Consider the following 18,782-nt stretch of genomic DNA (forward strand, 5'->3'; position numbering starts at 1 on the left):
CCTGGTTCATCCCGTATTCGGTGGGATTACCCGGGCAAACTGCCGATGTGACCACGGCGATGTAAGGAGAAAACGACGTGGACCTCGCTCTGGCGCCAGAGACCCTGGCGCGCTGGCAGTTCGGCATCACCACCGTCTACCACTTCCTCTTCGTCCCCCTGACGATCTCCCTCGCCGCCCTCACCGCGGGTCTCCAGACCGCATGGGTCCGCACGGAGAACGAGAAGTACCTCAGGGCGACGAAGTTCTGGGGCAAGCTCTTCCTGATCAACATCGCCATGGGCGTCGTCACCGGCATCGTCCAGGAGTTCCAGTTCGGCATGAACTGGTCCGACTACTCGCGCTTCGTGGGCGACATCTTCGGTGCCCCGCTCGCCTTCGAGGCGCTCATCGCCTTCTTCTTCGAGTCGACCTTCATCGGTCTGTGGATCTTCGGCTGGGACAAGCTCCCCAAGCGGATCCACCTCGCCTGCATCTGGATGGTGTCGATCGGCACGATCCTCTCCGCGTACTTCATCCTCGCGGCGAACTCCTGGATGCAGCACCCGGTGGGCTACCGGATCAACGAGGAGCGCGGCCGGGCCGAGCTCACCGACTTCTGGCACGTGCTCACCCAGAACACCGCCCTCACCCAGTTCTTCCACACCATGACGGCGGCCTTCCTGGTCGGCGGCGCGTTCATGGTCGGCATCTCCGCCTTCCACCTGGCGCGCAAGAAGCACATTCCGGTGATGCGGACCTCGCTGCGGCTCGGTCTGATCACCCTGATCATCGCCGGCCTCGGCACCGCCATCAGCGGTGACCTGCTCGGCAAGGTCATGTTCAAGCAGCAGCCCATGAAGATGGCCGCCGCCGAGGCGCTCTGGGACGGTGAGGCGCCCGCGCCGTTCTCGATCTTCGCGTACGGCGATGTCGACAAGGGCCACAACAAGGTGGCCATCGAGGTCCCGGGCCTGTTGTCGTTCCTGGCGAACGACGACTTCACCTCGTACGTCCCGGGCATCAACGACATCAACAAGGCCGAGCAGGAGAAGTTCGGCCCCGGCGACTACCGGCCCAACATCCCCGTCGCCTACTGGGGCTTCCGCTGGATGATCGGCTTCGGCATGGCCTCGCTGACCATCGGCATGATCGGTCTCTGGCTGACGCGCAAGAAGTTCATGCTGGCACCGGGGCTGCGGACCGGTGAGGACGACGTGCCGAACCTGGTCCTGTTCAGGCGGAAGGCGCTCAGCCCCCGCCTGGGCAAGTGGTACTGGATCGTCGCCCTCTGGACCATGGCGTTCCCGCTGATCGCCAACTCCTGGGGCTGGATCTTCACCGAGATGGGCCGTCAGCCCTGGGTCGTCTACGGCGTGCTCCGCACCCGGGACGCGGTCTCCCCCGGCACCACGACGGGCGAGGTGCTCACCTCGATGATCGTCTTCACCGCGCTCTACGCCGTGCTCGCCGTGATCGAGGTCAAGCTCCTCGTGAAGTACATCAAGGCCGGCCCGCCGGAGCTCACCGAGGACGACCTCAATCCGCCCACCAAGATCGGCGGGGACTCTCGTGACCCCGACCGCCCCATGGCCTTCTCGTACTGAGGCTCAGGAGATCGAGGCATGGAACTCCACGACGTCTGGTTCGTACTCATCGCCGTCCTCTGGATCGGCTACTTCTTCCTTGAGGGCTTCGACTTCGGGGTCGGGATCCTCACCAAGCTGCTCGCCCGCGGCCGGGCCGAGAAGCGGGTCCTCATCAACACCATCGGACCCGTCTGGGACGGCAACGAGGTGTGGCTGCTCACCGCCGGCGGCGCGACCTTCGCCGCGTTCCCCGAGTGGTACGCGACGCTGTTCTCGGGCTTCTACCTGCCCCTGCTGATCATTCTGGTCTGCCTGATCATCCGGGGCGTCGCCTTCGAGTACCGGGCGAAGCGGTCCGAGGAGAACTGGCAGCGCAACTGGGAGCAGGCCATCTTCTGGACCTCGCTGATCCCCGCGTTCCTCTGGGGTGTGGCCTTCGGCAACATCGTCCGGGGCGTGAAGATCGACGAGAACATGGAGTTCGTCGGGAGCTTCTGGGATCTGCTCAACCCGTACGCGCTCCTCGGCGGTCTGGTCACGTTGACGCTCTTCACCTTCCACGGCGCGGTCTTCGTCTCGCTCAAGACGGTCGGCGACATCCGGATCCGGGCACGGGCGCTCGCGCTCAAGCTGGGCATGGTGACGGCGGTGGTCGCGCTCGGCTTCCTGATCTGGACGCAGATCGACACCGGGGACACCTGGAGCCTCGTGGCGATGCTGATCGCCGTGGTGGCCCTGGTCGGAGCGATCGCCGCGATCAAGGTGGGGCGTGAGGGCTGGTCGTTCGCGCTCTCGGGCGTCACCATCACAGCGGCCGTGGCGATGCTCTTCCTCGCGCTCTTCCCGGACGTCATGCCGTCTTCGCTCAACCCGGAGTGGAGTCTTACCGTGACGAACGCGTCGTCGAGCCCGTACACGCTCAAGATCATGACCTGGTGCGCGGCGATCGCGACCCCGCTGGTGCTGCTCTACCAGAGCTGGACCTACTGGGTGTTCCGCAAGCGGATCGGTACGCAGCACATCGCCGGCTCCCACTAGTCGGCCCTCTCCAGGGAGCATGTTTCACGTGAAACCGATCGATCCGCGTCTGCTCCGGTACGCCAGGGCCACCCGTGTCTTCCTGATCGCGGTGGTCGCGCTCGGCCTCGTCGGGGCGGCGCTGGTCGTCGCCCAGGCGATGCTCATCGCCGAGATCGTGGTGGGGTCCTTCCAGAAGGGCCAGCCGGTTTCCGCCCTGACCACCCCCCTGCTGCTGCTCGCGGGCATCGCGGCGGCACGGGGGCTGGTCTCCTGGCTGACCGAGCTCGCCGCCCACCGGGCGAGCGCGGCGGTCAAGTCCGAACTCCGTGGCCGCCTCCTCGACCGCGCGGCCGCCCTCGGGCCGGGCTGGCTCAGCGGCCAGAAGGCCGGCTCGCTGATCGCCCTCGCGACGCGTGGTGTGGACGCACTCGACGACTACTTCGCCCGCTATCTGCCCCAGCTCGGGCTCGCGGTCGTCGTGCCCGTGGCCGTGCTGGCCCGGATCGTCACCGAGGACTGGGTCTCGGCGGCGATCATCGTCGTCACCCTGCCGCTCATCCCGGTCTTCATGATCCTCATCGGCTGGTACACCCAGGCCCGGATGGACCGGCAGTGGAAGCTGCTCTCCCGGCTCTCCGGGCACTTCCTGGACGTGGTGGCCGGTCTTCCCACCCTCAAGATCTTCGGCCGGGCGAAGGCCCAGGCCGAGTCGATCCGCGCGATCACCTCGGAGTACCGCCGGGCGACGATGCGCACGCTGCGGATCGCCTTCCTCTCCTCCTTCGCGCTGGAACTCCTCGCGACCCTGTCGGTCGCGCTCGTCGCCGTGACCATCGGCATGCGGCTCGTTCACGGCGAGCTCGATCTGTACACCGGTCTCGTCATCCTGATCCTGGCGCCCGAGGCGTATCTGCCGCTGCGGCAGGTCGGCGCGCAGTTCCACGCGGCGGCGGAGGGGCTCGCGGCGGCGGAGGAGATCTTCGACGTCCTGGAGGAGCCGGTACGCGACGGGTCCGGGACCGCGGCGCCGGAGTCCGTACGGCTGGAGCTGGAGGGCGTGACGGTACGTCGTGCCGGGCGCACCGAGCCCTCGCTGGACGCGATGTCCCTGACGGTCGAGCCCGGGGAGACGGTGGCCCTGGTCGGGCCGAGCGGCGCCGGGAAGTCGACGCTGCTCGATGTCGTCCTCGGGTTCGCCGTGCCGGAGGAGGGCGGTTCCGTACGGGTCGGGGGCGAGCCGTTCGCCTCGTTGGACCTGGAGGCATGGCGGTCGCGGATCGCCTGGGTGCCGCAGCGGCCGTACCTCTTCGCGGGGACCATCGCCGAGAACGTGCGGCTCGCCCGCCGGGACGCCTCGGACGAGGCCGTACGGGAGGCCCTGCGGGACGCCGGGGCGGACGGGTTCGTCTCGGGTCTGCCGCAAGGGCTCGACACCGCGCTCGGTGAGGACGGGGCCGGACTCTCGGCGGGGCAGCGGCAGCGGCTCGCGCTGGCGCGGGGATTCCTCGCCGACCGGCCGGTGCTGCTGCTCGACGAGCCGACGGCGGCGCTGGACGGGGAGACGGAGGCGGGGGTCGTCGACGCGGTGCGGCGACTGGCGGCAGGGCGGACGGTGCTGCTGGTGGCGCATCGGCCGGCGCTGCTCGCGGTGGCGGACCGGGTGGTGCGGGTCGACGCGGCGCCGTCGTGCGCCGGTGCCGGTGGTGCGGGTGCGAGTGCGGGTGCAGGCGCGGAAAGCGCGAGCGCCGGTGGTGCGGGTGCGGAGTCGGAGGGCAGCGCTGCTGCGGAGGTGCGCCCACCCGTTCCGCCCCAGGCGGAGCATGCGCCCGCAACAGGTCCGACGGCCGTTCTCACACGAGTGCGGGGCATGGCCGGTGAGCTCAAGGGGCGCATGGGCCTTGCCCTGCTGCTCGGGAGTCTGGCGCTCGGGTCCGCCGTGGGGCTCATGGCCGTGTCCGGATGGCTCATCTCGCGTGCCTCCGAACAGCCTCCCGTGCTCTATCTGATGGTGGCCGTCACCGCCACGCGTGCGTTCGGCATCGGGCGGGCCGTCTTCCGGTACGCCGAGCGGCTCGTCTCGCACGACGCCGTCCTCCGGATGCTCGCCGAGCTCCGGGTCTCCGTCTACCGGCGCCTGGAGCGGATCGCGCCCGCCGGGCTGCGCCGCACCCGGCGAGGGGACCTGCTCTCCCGGCTCGTCCAGGACGTCGACGCACTCCAGGACTACTGGCTCCGCTGGCTGCTCCCGGCGGGCGCCGCACTCGTCGTGGGGGTCGCCTCCGCCGGGTTCACCGCCTGGCTGCTGCCCGAGGCCGGTGCCGTCCTCGCCGTGGGCCTGCTCGTCGCGGGTGTCCTCGTGCCGGCGGTCAGCGGCGCGCTCGCCCGCCGGGCCGAACGGCGGCTCGCCCCCGCGCGCGGCGCCCTGGCGACCGCCGTGGCCGATCTGCTGCGCGGCTGCGCCGAGCTGACCGTGGCCGGCGCCCTGCGGGACCGGATCGAGCGGACGCGGGTCGCAGACCGTACCCTCACCGGCATCGCCTCCCGGCAGGCCGCGGCCGCCGCACTCGGCGCCGGACTCTCCGCCCTGGTCTGCGGCCTGACGGTCGCCGCCGCCGCGGTCGTCGGCGTCCGGGCCGTGGCGGACGGGCGGCTCGACGGCGTGGCCCTCGCGGTGGTCGTCCTCACGCCGCTCGCCGCCTTCGAGGCCGTCACCGGGCTGCCGCTCGCCGTCCAGTACCGGCAGCGCGTCAAGCACAGTGCCGAGCGGGTCTTCGAGGTGCTCGACGCCCCCGTCCCCGTACACGAGCCGGACCGGCCCGCGACTCCCCCGGCGAGCCCGTTCCCGCTGGAACTCTCCGGGCTCTCCGCCCGGCACGCCGGGCAGGACCGGGAGGCGCTCGCCGACTTCCGGCTCACCCTGGAGGCCGGACGCCGGGTCGCCGTCGTCGGTGCCTCGGGCTCCGGCAAGACCACGCTCGCCCAGGTGCTGCTGCGGTTCCTGGACGTGGAGTACGGCATGTACCGGCTCGGCGGGGTGCCTGCCTGGGAGCTCGACGGCGACGCGGTGCGGCGCCTCGTCGGCCTCTGCGCCCAGGACGCCCACCTGTTCGACAGCTCCGTCCGCGAGAACCTGCGGCTCGCCCGTACCGGGGCGAGCGACGAGGAACTGCGCGAGGCGCTGCGCCGGGCCCGGCTGCTCGACTGGGCCGACGGCCTCCCGGAGGGGCTCGACACGCTCGTGGGCGAGCACGGTTCCCGGCTGTCCGGCGGTCAGCGGCAGCGCCTGGCGCTCGCCCGCGCGCTCCTCGCCGACTTCCCCGTCCTCGTCCTCGACGAGCCGGCCGAGCACCTGGACCTGGCCACCGCCGACGCGCTCACCGACGATCTGCTCCGGGCCACCGAAGGCCGTACGACCGTGCTCATCACCCACCGGCTGCACGGACTCGACTCGGTCGACGAGGTGCTCGTCCTGGACGAGGGAAGGACCGTGCAGCGCGGCCCGTACGCGCTGCTCGCCGAGGCGGACGGACCGCTGCGCCGGATGCTGGAACAGGAGCGGGAGACCGATCTGTTGGCCGTCGGCGCGGCCTCGGGGACGAACTCCGGGAGCGACCGGGAGTACCGCGGGCCGCGGCCGTAGGCACTGGCTGACTTTTCTCGCCAAATAGGACTTACTAGGCTCAAGCTCATGACCGCCGCAGCGTCCGACGCCTCGGACCCCCTGGAAGCCGCCACCCAGGCCACCCGCAGCCTCCAGGGGCTGTCCACGGAGCTCACCGCCCGCGTGCCTCAGCTCCTGGAAGCCATGCGCTCGGTGGGCACCGGGCTCGAACTCCACTCCACCCTCGACCGCATCTGCGAGACCGCCGCCGAACTCGCCGACGCCCGCTACGCCGCCATCGGCGTCGTCGACGAGGAGGGCAACGGCCTGTCGGACTTCGTCACCTTCGGCGTCGGCGAGGACGTGGCCCGCCGGATCGGGCACCGCCCCGACGGCCACGCAGGACTGCTCGGCGCGCTCATCCGAGACCCCCGGACGATCCGCCTCGCCGACCTCTCCGCCGATCCGCGCTCCGCGGGGTTCCCTCCCGGACACCCGCCGATGCGGACCTTTCTCGGTGTTCCCATCCGGGTCCAGGGCGAGATCTTCGGCAATCTGTACCTCGCGGAGAAGCACAGCGGCGGCGAGTTCAACGACTACGACGTCCACATGGTCCGGGTGCTCGCCACCGAGGCGGGCATCGCCATCGGCAACGCCCGCCTCTACGAGGCCGCCCGCCAGCGCGAACGGTGGATCGACGGCTCCGTCGCCGTCACCACCGCGCTGCTCGCCGGCGGCGACGCGGACGACGCCCTCACGGTCGTCGCCGAGCAGGCCCGCCGCCTCGCCGACGCCGACGCGGGGATCGTGATGCTGCCCGCCGAGGACGGCGGCCTGGAGATCGTCGCCGTCTCCTCGCCCCGGCCCACGAAATCGCTGGGCGTGGTGATCCCGCCCGAGAGTGCCGTGGTGCGGCGGCTCCTGGAGGGCGAGGCGGTCTTCGTGGCGGACGCCTCGACGGACCCGCGCATGATCAGCCGGCTGACCGCCCCGTACGGGCCCAGCATGATGCTGCCGCTGCAGAGCGGCGGGCGGGTGCTCGGCGCGCTCGCGACGCCCCGGGTGCGGGGCGGGCGCCAGTTCACCGAGACGGAGCGGACGCTCGCCACCCAGTTCGCCTCGCAGGCGGCGCTGGCCTTGATGATGGCCGACGCGCAGCGGGACCGGGAGCGCCTCGCCGTCTACGAGGACCGCGACCGGATCGCCCGTGACCTGCACGATCTCGTCATCCAGCGGCTCTTCGCCACCGGCATGATGCTGGAGAGCGCCCAGCGCCGGTCGATCGTGCCGGCCGTGCGCGAGGGCGTCGGCAAGGCCGTGGACGAGCTGGACGTGACCATCCAGGAGATCCGTACGGCGATCTTCGCGCTCCAGCAGGGACCCGCCGAGGCCCCGTCGGGGCTGCGTACGCGCGTTCTGCGGGAGATCAACATGGCGGCCGTGCCGCTGGGCTTCAAGCCGGCGCACCGTTTCCTCGGCGCGATCGACGCGACGGTCGGCGAACTCACCGGCAAGAACCTCATCGCCGCGCTGCGCGAGGCGCTGTCCAACGCCTTCCGGCATGCCGAGGCGAGCCGGATCGAGGTGGTCGTCGACGCCGGCGTCACCCTGCCCGACGGCTCCGCCGGGGTACGGCTCGAGGTCGCCGACGACGGCATCGGCATCCCGGCGGGCGGGCGCCGCAGCGGTCTGCGCAACCTGGCACGCCGGGCCGAGTCGCTGGGCGGCGCGAGCTGGTGCGGCCCGGGCATCGGGGAGGACGGCGGCGGAACGACGGTGGTGTGGGAGGCGCCGCTGTAGGCCTGCCCCCCCGCGGGTGGGTCTCAGCCCTGCGGTGCCGTGGTGCCGGCCGCGCGCAGCGCCTCGGCCACCAGCTGTTCGACGACGACGGCCACCCCGTCCTCGTTGTTGCCGACCGTACGGCCGGAGGCGGCGGCGATCACATCGGGGTGCGCCTGGCCCATCGCGTACGAACGGCCCGCCCAGCTCAGCATCTCGATGTCGTTGGGCATGTCGCCGAAGGCCGCGACCTCGTCGGCCGTGATCCCGCGCTCGGCGCAGCACCGGGCCAGGGTGGACGCCTTGGAGACGCCGAGGCCGCTGATCTCGATGAGGGCGGAGGGTCCCGAGCGGGTGAAGGAGGCCCGGTCTCCGGCGGCCTCCCTGGCCAGCGCCAGGAACGCGTCGGGGTCGAGGTCCGGGTGCTTGGCGAGCAGCTTCAGGACCGGGGCCGCGGCGCCGGGCGCCTCCTCGAAGAGGAGCTTCTCGGCGGTGGCGACGGTCGCGCCGGGGTCGAGGTGGAACGGCGGGTAGTGCGGCTCGTAGTGGATGCCGGTGGTGAGCTCGACCGCGAAGGAGCTCCCGGGCGCGGCGGCGCGCAGGGCCACGACGACGTCCATGGCGGCCGACCGCTCCAGCGGGCGCACCTCGATGAAGGTGCCGCCGGCGTGGAGGTCGACGACGGCGGCGCCGTTGGCGCAGATCGCGAGGCCGTGGCCGTGGACGTGGTCGCTGACGACGTCCATCCAGCGGGCGGGGCGGCCGGTGACGAAGAAGACCTCGATCCCGGCCCGCTCGGCGGCGGCGAGGGCGGCGACCGTGCGCTCGGACAGGGACTTGTCGTCGCGCAGGAGCGTGCCGTCGAGGTCGGTGGCGATCAGTCGGACCGTCGGGGCGGGAGTACGCGGGGAACGGGGAGTGGTCACCGCACCATTCTTCCGCACCGAACGCACGGGCGTGCGGGGAGCTGCACATATGAGTGGCGGTTTTCGGGCAGGCCCTTCCCCGGCGGCCGGGTGCTTACGCCCCGACGTGGCCGTAAACGTCCGTTCGTTTTCGGGCTGACGGGGAAGATCCCTGAGAGCTGATGACGTCTCAAGGGGTGGGGCATGGGCTCGGGCCGGAGAAACGACGAGTGCGACTCCTGCGGTGCGCCGTACGGGACGTGGGTCCCGAGTCTCGGCATGCTCCTCTGCCCGCAATGCGAGGGAGCCGACGCGGCGCATCCCGCCAGGGACCCGGTGCTGGTGGGGGACGTCCTGGCGGGTCTGGTCGACGCCGCGCCGTTCGCGGTGCGCGGCGGCGGCGTCGTACGGGACATCCGCTTCGGGGAGGCGATACGGGAGGTGCGGCGCGCCGCCGCCGGTGTGCCGGAGCCCCGGTCCGGGGGGTCCGCACCTTCCGTACCGAGAGCGGCGGGGCCGGCCGCCTCCGCCTGCCGGCGCTGCGGGGGCCAGGCCGTCTGGCACCGGACGGTGCGGGGCCGCTGGATCATGATCGAGCCCGGGGAGCTGGCCACCACCGCCGTCCCGGCGGGCAGACGGTGGCGGGTCGCGGGGGACGGAACCGCGGTCAACCTGGGTTCCGCCGTGCCGTCCGACACGTGCCGGGTCAGTCATTTCGACGTCTGCGCGGCGAGTCCGGAACCGGTCGGCTCCCCCGTCCTGCTGGCCCTGTGGCGGGGCCACGCCCGGCGGATCGCCTGATCCACCGGGCGAACGCCTCGACGAAGGCTCGCAGGCGTCGGCCGCGCGAACGCCTCGCGGCCGCTCGCAGGCGTCGGCCGCGCGAACGCCTCGCGGCCGCTCGCAGGCGTCGGCCGCGCGAACGCCTCGCGGCCGCTCGCAGGCGTCGGCCGCCACGATCTCGGTGAAGCCCAGCTCGCGGTGGCGCCCCGCGAAGTCGACGAACGCGTCCACGGACTCCAGCGGGCGGCCACGGTCCGGGGTGAAGCCCGTCAGCAGGACCTTGTCGAGCTCGGCCACCTCGCGTCCGGTGTCGGCGCACGCCTTGCCGAGCTTCTCGATCTGGCCGCGCAGCGCCGCCACCGACTGCTCCGGGGTGCCTTCCTCGAAGATCTTCGGGTCACCCGTGGTCACCCACGCCTGCCCGTACCGGGCCGCCAGCTTCAGTCCGCGCGGACCGGTCGCCGCGACCGCGAACGGAAGGCGGGGGCGCTGGACGCAGCCGGGGATGTTCCGGGCCTCGTCCGCCGAGTAGAAGGTGCCCCGCTGCGTCACCGCGTCCTCGGTGAGGAGCCGGTCGAGCAGCGGCACGAACTCGGCGAAACGGTCGGCGCGCTCCTTCGGCGTCCACGGCTCCTGCCCCAGCGCGGTGGCGTCGAAGCCGTTGCCGCCCGCGCCGATGCCGAGCGTGATCCGTCCGCCGGAGATGTCGTCGAGCGCCATCAGCTCCTTGGCGAGCGTCACCGGGTGGCGGAAGTTCGGCGAGGTCACGAGCGTGCCGAGCCGGATCCGCTCGGTGGCCGTGGCCGCCGCCGTGAGCGTGGGCAGGGCCCCGAACCACGGGCCGTCCCGGAAGGTCCGCCAGGACAGGTGGTCGTAGGTGTAAGCGGCGTGGAAGCCGAGTTCTTCGGCCCGCTGCCAGGTCTTCTGCCCCTCGCTCCATCGGTGGATGGGGAGGATCACCGTACTCAAGCGCATGACTGCCACGATACGCGCGGGAGAATCAGCGGACGTTGCGGTTCATCCAGGGGGTGAGCGAGGCGCCGGGGACGAGCTCCTTGTACGTCTCGTCTCCGGGCAGCGGAACGACCAGCCACCAGCCGGGCGGAAAGAAACGTCCCTTCACGTGGGCGATGCCGCCGTGGACCGCGCGGACGAAGGCGGGGACGGAGTCGCGGGGGACGTCCGCGAACTCGATGCCGTCGACAATGATCCGGGCGTCGTCCTCGGGGAAGATCTGGACGGTGACGGAGGGCGAGCCGCCCAGTTCGACGTAGGCCTCGTGCGGCAGCGAACCGTCGCTGTCGAGGACGGCGAACGCGCCGGACGACGTACGCCGGGACGTCCGGTCCGCGCCGATGTCGTCGGTCACCGTCATCTCCAGGTTGAACTCCTGGGCCAGCTCGCGGATCGCGACGACGGCTGCTTCGGTGCTGGGCAGGTGTGGGTGAGCCATGGGAACGATCATGCCTCAGTGGGCCGGAGAGGGGCGGTCTCAGCAGCGGATCGATCCCGGCAGCGGATCGGTCTGTGCCACCGACCTGCCTTCGCCACGGACCGGTCTCCGCCTCCGACCGGTCTCCGCCTCGGAGCGGTCTCCGCCCACAGGCCGGTCTCAGCCGGGAAAGCGGAGGAACTGCGGCGGGACGGCGTCCGCGAGCCAGACCCCGTTGGCGCTGACGCGGAAGACGTGTCCGGCCCGGTGCATGGCGCCGGCGTCGACGGCGATCACGACCGGCCGGCCGCGGCGTGCGCCGACCCGGGTCGCGGTCTCCCGGTCGGGGGAGAGGTGGACGTGGTGCCGGGCCATGGGGCGCAGCCCCTCCGCCCGGATCGCGGGAAGCGCCGCGGCGACCGTACCGTGGTAGAGGTACGCGGGCGGTTCAGCGGGCGGCAGGTCGAGGTCCACCTCGACGGTGTGGCCCTGGCTGGCGCGCATGCGGGTGCCTTCGACGGCGAAGCGCTTCTTGTCGTTGGTCGCGACGACGTGGTCGAGTTCCGCGCGAGTGATCGGGAAGTTGTTCCGGGCGAGCGCTTCGAGCAGCGCGTCGATCTCCGTCCAGCCCTGCGGATCGAGGACGAGGCCGATGCGCTCGGGCTGGTGGCGCAGATGCTTGGAGAGGTACTTCGAGATTCTCACCGTGCGGCGTTCGTCCGGCGGTTGTGGCGGGGGCTGTTGTCGGGTCATTCCGTCAGGATGACGGAGCTCGGATCGCCGGGCCATCGATTTTGGCACACAGGTTTGATCCACAGTCAAAGTAAGTTATCCACAGGCTAGTTGACGATTCTGTGGACAACGCACCTTGCTTTTCAGGTGGATTGAGTAAATTCACCACCAATGTGGTGACTTGAGGTGAGTGCGTCCAATGTTCTTTTGTGGACCTCTCGTTCGGCAGCGGCCGCGACGAAAGCGGCGACCCCTTCCGGCCCCACCAGACTCTGAACGGCCCGCACCGTCCCGGCGGGTAGCGCCACGGACCGGGACTCGTCGTCCTTCGCCGGAGGCGCGTGCGGGGATAGATGGAACTCCAGATGCCTCGTGGCCAACAGTCGCATCGCCCGCGCCAGTTCGGCGTCCACCGTCTGCTGGGCGAGCGGCCGGAGGCGCCGGACCATCGTCGCCGCCTCGTGCGCGTCCGCGTCCGTGGGCGGCCGGTGCTCCAGATAGCGCGCGAAGACGTGCTCGGTCGTGAACTCCAGGAAACGGGAAGCTATGTGCTCCACCTGGTCCCGAAGTTCTCGCAGGTGTCCGGTGATTGCCGCGAGCGGAACCCCCGCCGCGTACAACTCGGCGGCCACGGCGAGCTCTTGTGGGCTCGGTACGAGGTACTCCTCCGTCTCCCGGTCCGGAAGCGGCTCCAGTACGCCGAGCTCGACGGCCTCCAGAATGGCCGCCTCGTCCGGCGTGCCGCCGAAGCGGGCATCGAGCTCCGCACGGGAGATCCGGTCCGCCTCCTCGTCCGTCCACGGGCCGTGCACCTCCGCGACCAGACCGAGCACCCCGCCGAGCCCCCGGCCGGTGTCCCAGGCCTCCAGGAGCTCCTTGATCGAGGCCAGGGTGTAGCCCCGGTCGAGGAGGTCGGCGATCTGCCGGAGCCGCGCGAGGTGCGCGTCCCCGTACACGTTCGACCTGCCCCGCCGCTCCGGGCGGGGCAAGAGCCCGCGGTCCTGGTAGGCGCGGATCGTCCGGACCGTGGCCCCGCTGTGATGGGCGAGATCCTCGATCCTGTACTCCGGCTGTGCTGACTGCTCGGACAAACCCGCTCCCACCGACCGCTCGCTCCACCCCGCCGCCGCGGGGCCCCTCCTGCAGGGGACCGATCGTACGACCGCCGCGCCCACCCGCCCTAGGGGGCGCCTTGTCGATCAGGACACCTCCTAGGCCGGCGGCTGCCACCGCGCGAACGCCCGCAGTGTCCCCGGGCTGAACCGGGACAGGAAGTGCGCGCCCCGCGCCTCTGGTGTCACCGGGACGACCGCGCGGTTGTGCAGGACCGCCCCCAGGATCGCGTCCGCGACCTTCTCGGGCGGGAAGTTCCGCAGGCCGTACAGCCGGGACGCCTTCCGCTGGCGCCGCTTCTCCTCCGCCTCGTCGGTGACTCCCGCGAACCGCGCGGTCGCCGTGATGTTGGTGTTGACGATGCCGGGGCATATCGCGGACACCCCGATGCCCTGGTCGGCCAGCTCGGCGCGCAGGCACTCGCTGAGCATCAGCACCGCCGCCTTCGACGTGCTGTACGCCGGCAGGGCTCGGGAGGGCTGGAACGCCGCGGCGGACGCGGTGTTGACGATGTGGCCGCCCTGGCCGCGCGCCGTCATCTGTGCGCCGAAGACCCGGGATCCGTGGATCACGCCCCACAGGTTGACGTCGAGAACCCGCTTCCACTCCTCGCTGGTCGTGTCGAAGAAGGAGCCGGTGAGCCCGATGCCCGCGTTGTTGACGAGGACGTCGACGACTCCGTACTCGCTCGCCACCTTGGCGGCGAGCTTCTCCATCGCCTGTTCGTCGGCGACGTCGACGGTCTCGCCCCAGGCCTCCGGGGCGCCGATCAGCCGGGCCATCTCGGCCGTGCGGACCGCGCCCTCACTGTCCCGGTCGACGGCGACGACGCGGGCGCCGGCCTCCGCGAACGCGAAGGCGGTGGCCCGTCCGATGCCGCTGGCCGCCCCGGTCACCAGGACCAGCTGGCCGCCGAACCGCTCGGTGTAGGCCGGCTCGACACCGCTCTTCGCCACCGCCGCCGCGACCGGCGCGGGCGCCCTGGTCGCCGGTTCCTCGTGGGTCCGGACGAACTCGCCGATCCAGGCGGACAGCTGGTCGGGCCGGGTGCGCGGCACCCAGTGCTTCGCCGGCAGCGTGCGCCGGGTCAGGTCCGGCACCCAGTCGGCCAGGTCGTCGTAGAGCCGCTCGGAGAGGAAGGCGTCGCCGGTCGGCGTGATCAGCTGCACGGGTGCGTGAGCGTACGCGTCGGGGCGCGGCCTGCCGAGACGCGCCCGGACGTTGTCCCGGTAGAGCCAGGCACCGTGCGCCGCGTCGCTCGGCAGCGAGGGCGTCGGGTAGTCACCGGCGGGGACCTTCTCGACGCGCTCCAGGATCTTCGGCCAGCGCTTTCCGAGCGGGCCGCGCCAGGCGAGCTCCGGCAGCACGGGCGTGTGCAGCATGTACACGTACCAGGACTTGGCGCCCTGGCCGAGGAGCTGGCCGACCCGGCGCGGGGTGGGCCGGGTCATCCGCCGCTTGATCCAGTGCCCGAAGTGGTCGAGTGAGGGCCCCGACATGGAGGTGAAGGAGGCGATCCGGCCCTCGGTGCGCGGGACGGTCACGAACTCCCAGGACTGCACCGAGCCCCAGTCGTGGCCGACGAGGTGTACCGGCCGGTCGGGGCTGACGGCGTCGGCGACGGCGAGGAAGTCGTCCGTCAGCTTCTCCAGGGTGAAGCCGCCGCGCAGCGGTGCCGGCGCGGTCGAGCGGCCGTGGCCGCGGATGTCGTAGAGGACGACGTGGAAGTCCTCGGCGAGCCGGGTGGCGACCTCCGTCCACACCTCCTTGGAGTCCGGGTAGCCGTGCACGAGCAGCACGGTGGGCCGGCCCTCTTCGCCGAGCTCGGCGACACACAGCTCGATCCCGCCCGTACGGACCCAGCGCTCCCGCGCTTCGTCGAACCCCGCCATCAGACCGCCCCTTCGTTCCAGCGCCGCACGTGCGGCAGATCGTCGTCCAGCCAGAACGCGCTCTGCTCGGGGTCCCTGGAGTCGGTGACGACCAGGATCTCCTCGAACTTCGCGCCCGTCCCCCGGAATCCGAGGTGCGGTTCGACCGCCCACAGGCCGGGCTGCGGCGGGTGGTCGGAGAACGTGTACGGCGACCAGAGCGGCGACCAGCCGTCCCGGTGCCCGTGCAGGGCATCGCCGGCGAGGCCCTTGAGCGCCTGGGTGCCGAAACCGAAGACGGTCGGCGACCAGCGGCGCTCCTTCACCCGGTCGATCTTGTGGGCGATGACGCCGAAGGGATAGGCCCGGTGCCGGTTCGCGTAGCCCTGGCGGACCATGAGCCGGTCCACGTCCTGGTAGATCTCGCGGAGCGTGCGGCGCTCGCGCACCTCGCGCAGGATCAGCTCGCGGTGGTCCTGGAGATCGGCGAGCAGTTTGTCGTGCAGGGGGTTGAGGCCCAGGCAGCCGCTGTAGCCGATGTCGGCCGTGTAGCCCTTGAACACCGGGGCCATGTCGAGGATGAACGGCATCCCCGCCTCGAGACGCCGGTTCGTCGGGAAGAACTGCAGCGGGATCCTGAAGTCGACGAAGGCGGTGCGGTCCCCGAACCAGGCGAACGGCCGGTGGAACCAGTCCCGCACCCCCCGGTCGTACAGCCACTCGCGCTGCATCCGCGCGGCCTGGCGCTCGGTCACCCCCGGCTTGAGCTGAGCCGCGACGGCCTCCGCGCACTCGTAGGAGAGCCGCTGTACTTCCCTGAACCCCCGCAGCTCCGCGGAGAGTTCGCCTGTCATCGCTGAGGCCATGCCACCCGCCGTCCCGTGTGAGCGCCCGACTGCGCTACGCGTCCGTAACTTGACACCGATGAATGTGACAATGCTCGGCGGCTGCGTCAAGAGGTCGGACGGCGCCCTGTGGAAAAGCGGTCGTCCCGCGCGCGCCGTGAGCGGCCACGAGCCTGTGGAAAAAGACTTTCGTCGCGAGCTCCCCTACTGGCTTGTACTCCTCTGGTCGGACAAGGATCGAGCCGTTGGGCTGACGACCGCTGTGGCGCAGGCCACTACCGTCGAAGGCGTGACTGTGATCGCGACCGAAAGCCTCAGCAAGCGGTTCCCCCGGGTGACCGCTCTTGACCGGCTCTCCCTGGACATCGGACCCGGTGTGACCGGACTCGTGGGTGCCAACGGAGCCGGCAAGTCCACCATGATCAAAATCCTGCTCGGACTCTCCCCCGCCACGGAGGGCACCGCCCAGGTCCTCGGCATGGACGTCCGCACGCACGGCGCGGAGATCCGTGAGCGCGTGGGCTACATGCCCGAGCACGACTGCCTCCCGCCGGACGTCTCGGCCACCGAGTTCGTCGTCCACATGGCGCGGATGTCCGGGCTGCCCGCGACCGCCGCCCGTGAGCGGACCGCGGACACCCTGCGGCACGTCGGTCTGTACGAGGAGCGGTACCGCCCGATGGGCGGCTACTCGACCGGCATGAAGCAGCGCGTGAAGCTCGCCCAGGCCCTGGTCCACGACCCGAAGCTGGTCCTCCTGGACGAGCCGACGAACGGTCTGGACCCGGTCGGCCGGGACGAGATGCTGGGACTCATCCGCCGGGTCTGGACCGACTTCGGCATCTCCGTCCTCGTCACCTCGCACCTCCTCGGCGAGCTGGAGCGGACCTGTGACCACGTCGTCGTCATCGACGGCGGCAGCCTCCTCCGTTCCAGCTCCACCAGCGACTTCACCCGGACGACGACGACGCTCGCCGTCGAGGTCACCGACTCCGACGTCCACACCGACGGCACGGCGGCCCTCCGCGCCGCTCTCACCGCCGCGGGCGTCACGCTCCACGCGGGCGTGGAGGAGGGCCTGCCCGGCGCCGGCCACATCCTTCTCCTGGAGGCCGCGGGCGAGGAGACGTACGACCTCGTTCGGGACACCGTCGCCGACCTCGGCCTCGGTCTCGTCCGCATGGAGCAGCGCCGCCACCACATCGCCGAGGTCTTCCGCCCCGAGGCGTCCCAGCACGAGGAGGTGCCGGCCCGATGAGCACCCAGATCCCGCAGCCCTCCCAGGCCGCTCCCGACACGACCCGCATCCACAACATCGGCTACCGCTCCTACGACGGCCCGCGACTCGGCCGGGCGTACGCGCGCAGGTCGCTGTTCTCGCAGTCCCTGCGCGGCGCGTACGGCCTGGGCCGCAGCGCCAAGTCGAAGGTGCTGCCGATGCTGCTCTCAGGTGTGATGTGCGTACCCGCGCTGATCATCGTCGCGGTCGCGGTCGTCACCAAGCAGTCCAAGCTGTCGATCGAGTACACGCAGTACGCGATCTTCCTCCAGGTCGTCATCGGCATCTACCTGGCTTCCCAGGCGCCGCAGTCGGTCTCCCGCGACCTCCGGTTCCGGACCGTGCCGCTGTACTTCTCCCGGCCGATCGAGCGCGCGGACTACGTGCTCGCCAAGTTCGGCGCGATGGCCTCGGCGCTCTTCCTGCTGACGGCGGTTCCCCTCGTGATCCTCTGGGTCGGCTCCCTGCTGGCCAAGATGGACTTCGGCACCCAGACGCAGATGTTCGGCCAGGGACTGGTCTCCGTGGCCCTGCTCTCGCTGCTGTTCGGCGGCGTCGGGCTGGTCATGGCGGCGCTCACGCCGCGTCGCGGCTTCGGTGTCGCCGCCGTGATCGGTGCGCTGACGATCTCGTACGGGGCGGTCTCGACGCTCCAGGGCATCGCGTACGGCACGGACAACCTCGGCGCCATCTCCTGGCTCGGCCTGTTCTCGCCGATCACGCTCATCGACGGCGTGCAGACCGCCTTCCTGGGCGCGCCCTCCTCCTTCCCCGGAGGCGAGGGACCGGGCGCCGGTGTCGGCGCGGTCTATCTGCTGGTCGTCCTCGCGCTCGTCGCCGGCTCGTACGGCATCCTGATGCGCCGCTACCGAAAGGTCGGGCTGTGACAGCCCTCCCGTCGCCCGCCACCACCCTTCTAAGGAATGGGCAGCGCCCATGAGCATCCTCTCCATCGACCACGTCTCCCGCTGGTTCGGAAACGTCGTGGCCGTGAACGACGTCACGATGACCGTGGGCCCGGGTGTCACCGGCCTCCTCGGGCCGAACGGCGCGGGAAAGTCCACCCTGATCAACATGATGGGCGGCTTCCTCGACCCCTCCACCGGGAGCGTCACCCTCGACGGGCAGACGATCTGGGGGAACGAGTCGGTCTACCGCGAGATCGGCGTCGTGCCCGAGCGGGAGGCGATGTACGACTTCCTCACCGGCCGCGAGTTCGTCGTGGCGAACGCGGAACTGCAGGGCCTCGGCGCCAAGGAGGCCCAGCAGGCCCTGGCCACGGTCGAGATGGAGTACGCGCAGGACCGCAAGATCTCCACGTACAGCAAGGGCATGCGGCAGCGCGTGAAGATGGCCTCGGCCCTCGTGCACAACCCGTCGGTGCTGCTGCTCGACGAGCCGTTCAACGGCATGGACCCGCGCCAGCGCATGCAGCTGATGGACCTGCTGCGGCAGATGGGCGCGGACGGCCGCACGGTGCTGTTCTCCTCGCACATCCTGGAGGAGGTCGAGCAGCTCGCCTCCCACATCGAGGTGATCGTGGCCGGGCGCCACGCGGCCTCCGGCGACTTCCGGAAGATCCGCCGGCTGATGACGGACCGGCCGCACCGCTACCTGGTCCGCTCCAGCGACGACCGGGCACTCGCCGCGGCGCTGATCGCCGACCCGTCCACGGCCGGCATCGAGGTCGACCACGTGGAGGGCGGACTGCGCATCCAGGCGGTGGACTTCGGACGGTTCACCGAGCTGCTGCCGAAGGTCGCGCGCGAGGGGGGGATCCGTCTGCTGACGGTCTCGCCCTCGGACGAGTCCCTCGAATCGGTCTTCTCATACCTCGTCGCGGCCTGAAAGGAG

14 protein-coding genes and 1 pseudogene are annotated in these 18,782 nt (G+C 71.2%); 8 read left to right on the plus strand and 7 right to left on the minus strand.

What is annotated here, in order from left to right; all coding sequences use genetic code 11:
* The first annotated feature begins 77 nt into the window (after positions 1-77).
* From IF00_RS0114240 to IF00_RS0114255, 4 genes are read left to right on the plus strand one after another with little or no spacing between them, the layout of a single operon-like run.
* A complete protein-coding gene (locus tag IF00_RS0114240; RefSeq protein WP_030318003.1) occupies positions 78-1,586 on the plus strand; it encodes a cytochrome ubiquinol oxidase subunit I in 1,509 nt (502 codons plus the stop codon).
* An 18-nt stretch (positions 1,587-1,604) separates the two neighbouring features.
* A complete protein-coding gene (gene cydB, locus IF00_RS0114245; RefSeq protein ID WP_030318005.1) occupies positions 1,605-2,606 on the plus strand; it encodes a cytochrome d ubiquinol oxidase subunit II in 1,002 nt (333 codons plus the stop codon).
* A 28-nt stretch (positions 2,607-2,634) separates the two neighbouring features.
* A complete protein-coding gene (gene cydD / locus IF00_RS0114250) occupies positions 2,635-6,228 on the plus strand; it encodes a thiol reductant ABC exporter subunit CydD (protein ID WP_037638226.1) in 3,594 nt (1,197 codons plus the stop codon).
* Positions 6,229-6,276: 48 nt separating this feature from the next.
* Entirely contained in the window at positions 6,277-7,989 is a 1,713-nt protein-coding gene (locus IF00_RS0114255; RefSeq protein WP_030318008.1) for a GAF domain-containing sensor histidine kinase, read from the plus strand.
* A gap of 23 nt (positions 7,990-8,012) precedes the next feature.
* On the opposite strand, the gene IF00_RS0114260 is transcribed toward IF00_RS0114255, so the two are convergent.
* Entirely contained in the window at positions 8,013-9,194 is a 1,182-nt protein-coding gene (locus IF00_RS0114260; RefSeq protein WP_245234535.1) for an HAD hydrolase family protein, read from the minus strand.
* Here IF00_RS0114260 and IF00_RS46955 point away from each other — a divergent pair.
* A complete protein-coding gene (locus IF00_RS46955) occupies positions 9,153-9,674 on the plus strand; it encodes a DUF6083 domain-containing protein (RefSeq protein ID WP_245234536.1) in 522 nt (173 codons plus the stop codon). The two genes, IF00_RS0114260 and IF00_RS46955, sit on opposite strands and share 42 nt — an antisense overlap.
* 153 nt (positions 9,675-9,827) lie before the next feature.
* On the opposite strand, the pseudogene IF00_RS0114265 reads toward IF00_RS46955, so the two are convergent.
* From IF00_RS0114265 to IF00_RS0114290, 6 genes and pseudogenes are all read right to left on the minus strand, one after another.
* Positions 9,828-10,631: pseudogene (locus IF00_RS0114265) on the minus strand (LLM class flavin-dependent oxidoreductase); the annotation flags it as partial.
* Between the two features lie 25 nt (positions 10,632-10,656).
* On the minus strand, positions 10,657-11,109 hold the full coding sequence (locus IF00_RS0114270) for a hypothetical protein (RefSeq protein ID WP_030318010.1): 453 nt from the start codon (positions 11,107-11,109) through the stop codon (positions 10,657-10,659).
* Positions 11,110-11,268: 159 nt separating this feature from the next.
* The gene (locus tag IF00_RS0114275) at positions 11,269-11,841 is read right to left on the minus strand and encodes an RNA 2'-phosphotransferase (RefSeq protein ID WP_030318014.1); all 573 of its coding nucleotides are present in this window, start codon (positions 11,839-11,841) and stop codon (positions 11,269-11,271) included.
* A gap of 122 nt (positions 11,842-11,963) precedes the next feature.
* On the minus strand, positions 11,964-12,911 hold the full coding sequence (locus tag IF00_RS0114280) for a MerR family transcriptional regulator (RefSeq protein ID WP_030318017.1): 948 nt from the start codon (positions 12,909-12,911) through the stop codon (positions 11,964-11,966).
* A gap of 120 nt (positions 12,912-13,031) precedes the next feature.
* A complete protein-coding gene (locus IF00_RS0114285) occupies positions 13,032-14,825 on the minus strand; it encodes an SDR family oxidoreductase (protein ID WP_030318018.1) in 1,794 nt (597 codons plus the stop codon).
* Positions 14,825-15,658, minus strand: coding sequence for a M24 family metallopeptidase (locus IF00_RS0114290; protein ID WP_209439765.1), 834 nt, complete (start codon positions 15,656-15,658; stop codon positions 14,825-14,827). The genes IF00_RS0114285 and IF00_RS0114290 overlap by 1 nt, the downstream gene beginning before the upstream one ends.
* 286 nt (positions 15,659-15,944) lie before the next feature.
* Between IF00_RS0114290 and IF00_RS0114295 the strand changes: the two genes are divergently transcribed.
* Genes IF00_RS0114295 through IF00_RS0114305 form a run of 3 tightly spaced genes read left to right on the plus strand, consistent with a single transcriptional unit; the run spans position 15,945 to position 18,776 of the window.
* A complete protein-coding gene (locus IF00_RS0114295; protein ID WP_030318022.1) occupies positions 15,945-16,907 on the plus strand; it encodes an ABC transporter ATP-binding protein in 963 nt (320 codons plus the stop codon).
* Positions 16,904-17,815: an ABC transporter permease gene (locus IF00_RS0114300; protein WP_030318024.1), complete on the plus strand. Its 912-nt coding sequence runs from the start codon at positions 16,904-16,906 to the stop codon at positions 17,813-17,815. Before IF00_RS0114295 ends, IF00_RS0114300 begins: the two co-directional genes overlap by 4 nt.
* A gap of 49 nt (positions 17,816-17,864) precedes the next feature.
* Positions 17,865-18,776, plus strand: coding sequence for an ABC transporter ATP-binding protein (locus IF00_RS0114305; RefSeq protein ID WP_030318025.1), 912 nt, complete (start codon positions 17,865-17,867; stop codon positions 18,774-18,776).
* Positions 18,777-18,782: the final 6 nt, after the last annotated feature.

The organism is Streptomyces flavochromogenes (genome assembly GCF_000717595.1).
GTDB classification, from domain to species: domain Bacteria; phylum Actinomycetota; class Actinomycetes; order Streptomycetales; family Streptomycetaceae; genus Streptomyces; species Streptomyces flavochromogenes.